The organism is Burkholderia sp. Ac-20345 (assembly GCF_017104825.1).
GTDB classification, from domain to species: Bacteria; Pseudomonadota; Gammaproteobacteria; order Burkholderiales; family Burkholderiaceae; genus Burkholderia; species Burkholderia lata_B.
Genome location: NZ_JAAGPO010000415.1, coordinates 1 through 2,694, shown reverse-complemented (window position 1 = coordinate 2,694; position 2,694 = coordinate 1). Strand labels below are relative to the sequence as shown.

2 protein-coding genes are annotated in these 2,694 nt (G+C 67.6%); both read left to right on the top strand.

The window, feature by feature from the left end:
* The first annotated feature begins 89 nt into the window (after positions 1–89).
* A complete protein-coding gene (gene mreD / locus G3O06_RS47480; protein WP_129513251.1) occupies positions 90–602 on the top strand; it encodes a rod shape-determining protein MreD in 513 nt (170 codons plus the stop codon).
* A 114-nt stretch (positions 603–716) separates the two neighbouring features.
* On the top strand, positions 717–2,694 hold a 1,978-nt coding region (gene mrdA / locus G3O06_RS47475; RefSeq protein WP_205820220.1), incomplete at its 3' end, for a penicillin-binding protein 2.

Here is a 2,694-nt window from a genome sequence, read left to right as displayed (position 1 = left end):
GCGAAGCCCGCGCCTGCGGCACCGGCCGCTCCAGCCAAGCCCGCCGCCACGCCCGCGAAGCCCGCGGCCGGGCAATCAGGAGCCCAGCGATGAATCGCCCGCAATACATCCTGCAGCCGGTCAACCCGTACTTCATCGTCTTCAGCCTCGCCGCCGCGTTCCTGCTGAACCTGATGCCGTGGGGCCGCCTGCCCGGCGTGCCCGACTTCGTCGCGCTCGTGCTGCTGTTCTGGAACATCCACCAGCCGCGCAAGGTCGGGATGGGCGTCGCATTCACGCTCGGCATCCTGATGGACGTGCATGACGCGGGGCTGCTCGGCGAGCATGCGCTCGCCTATACGCTGCTGTCGTACGGCGCGATCACGATCCACCGCCGCGTGCTGTGGATGCCGATCGGCGTGCAGGTGCTGTACGTCACGCCGTTGCTGGTCGTCGCGCAGCTCGTACCGTTCGTGATCCGCCTCGTGATGGGCGCCGCGTTCCCGGGCTGGCGCTATCTGGTCGACGGCTTCGTCGAGGCCGCGCTGTGGCCGATCGCGAGCCACCTGCTGCTGATGCCGCAACGCCGCCCGGTCGATCCGGACGATACGCGCCCCATCTGAGCCAGGGGCCTGCCTTGAATACCCGCCGCCTCCACGCCCGCCGCGCGCCGCGCTCCGGGGCGGCACCTCGCCCGCGCCCGCACGGCGTGCGTGGGTCAGATCGCTCCTAATCGCATGACCGAATTCAACGACACTCAACAGCAGCTCTCGAAGTTCCGCCTGCGCGTCGCGGCGGCGGGCGTGTTCGTGTTCGTCTGCTTCGGGCTGCTCGCGAGCCGCTTCTTCTACCTGCAGCTGATGCAGCACGGCAAATACGCGCTGCAGGCCGAGGAAAACCGCATCTCCGTTGCGCCGATCGTGCCGAACCGCGGGATCATCACCGACCGCAACGGCGTGATCCTCGCGAAGAACTATTCGGCCTATACGCTCGAGATCACGCCGTCGAAGCTCGACGGCACGCTCGACAACACGATCGACAAGCTGTCCGAGATCATCCCGATCGACGCGCGCGACCGCCGCCGCTTCAAGAAGCTGCAGGAAGATTCGAAGAACTTCGAGAGCCTGCCGATCCGCACGCGGCTCACCGACGCGGAAGTCGCGCGCTTCACCGCGCAGCGTTTCCGCTTCCCCGGCGTCGACGTGCGCGCGCGGCTGTTCCGCCAATATCCGCTCGGCACGACGGCCGCACACGTGATCGGCTACATCGGCCGGATTTCGAAGCGCGACCAGGATCGCATCGACGCGATGAGCGACGACAACGACAGCGACCAGGAAAACTACGATCCGCGCCGCGACGCGAACAACTACAAGGGCACCGACTACATCGGCAAGATCGGCGTCGAGCAGAGCTACGAGACCGAGCTGCACGGGCTGACGGGCTTCGAGGAAGTCGAGGTGACGGCCGGCGGCCGGCCCGTGCGCACGCTGTCGCGCACGCAGGCGACGCCCGGCAACAACCTCGTGCTGTCGCTCGACATCGGGCTGCAACAGGTCGCCGAGCAGGCGTTCGCCGGCAAGCGCGGCGCGCTCGTCGCGATCGAGCCGAAGACGGGCGACGTGCTCGCGTTCGTGTCGTCACCGAGCTTCGACCCGAACTCGTTCGTCGACGGCATCGACCAGCAGACCTGGGACGAGCTGAACAACTCGACCGACAAGCCGCTGCTGAACCGCCCGCTGCACGGCACCTACCCGCCCGGCTCGACGTACAAGCCGTTCATGGCGCTCGCCGGCCTGACGCTCGGCAAGCGCACGCCGGGCTGGGGCTTCCAGGATCCCGGCTACTTCACGTTCGGCGGCCACACGTTCCGCAACGACGTGCGCTCGGGCCAGGGCTGGGTCGACATGAACAAGGCGATCATGGTGTCGAACGACACCTACTTCTACATGCTCGCGCGCGACCTCGGCGTGAACTCGATCGCGAACTTCATGAAGCCGTTCGGCTTCGGCCAGATCACCGGGATCGACATCCAGGGCGAGGCGCGCGGGATCCTGCCGTCGACCGACTGGAAGAAGAAGGCGTTCAAGAAGGCCGCGCAGCAGAAGTGGTTCGACGGCGAGACGATCAGCCTCGGGATCGGCCAGGGCTACAACTCGTTCACGATCCTGCAGCTCGCGCACGCGACCGCGACGCTCGCGAACAACGGCGTCGTGATGAAGCCCCACCTCGTGAAGGAAGTCGAGGATCCGATCACGCGCGGGCGCCGCCTGACCGTGCCGAAGGAAAGCGAAGTGATCCCGCTCAAGCAGGCCGACATCGACGTCGTGAAGCGCGGGATGGAGAACGTGATCGAGAACCCGTCCGGCACCGCGTACAAGGTGTTCCGCGGCGCGCCGTACCTCGCCGCCGGCAAGACCGGTACCGCGCAGGTGTTCTCGCTGCAAGGCTCCAACTACAAGGGCCACCTGCTCGCCGAGCACCTGCGCGACCACGCGCTGTTCATCGCCTACGCGCCGGTCGACCATCCGCAGATCGCTGTCGCGCTGGTCGTCGAGAACGGCGGCTGGGGTGCGCAGGCCGCCGGCCCGATCGCGCGCCGCGTGCTCGACTTCTTCCTCGTCGATCGCCAGAACCCGAAGAACGAGGCCGCGGCCGTGGCTGCCGCGGCGTCGGCGACCGAACCCGTCAACGCGCCGGTGATCGGCGACGCGAACA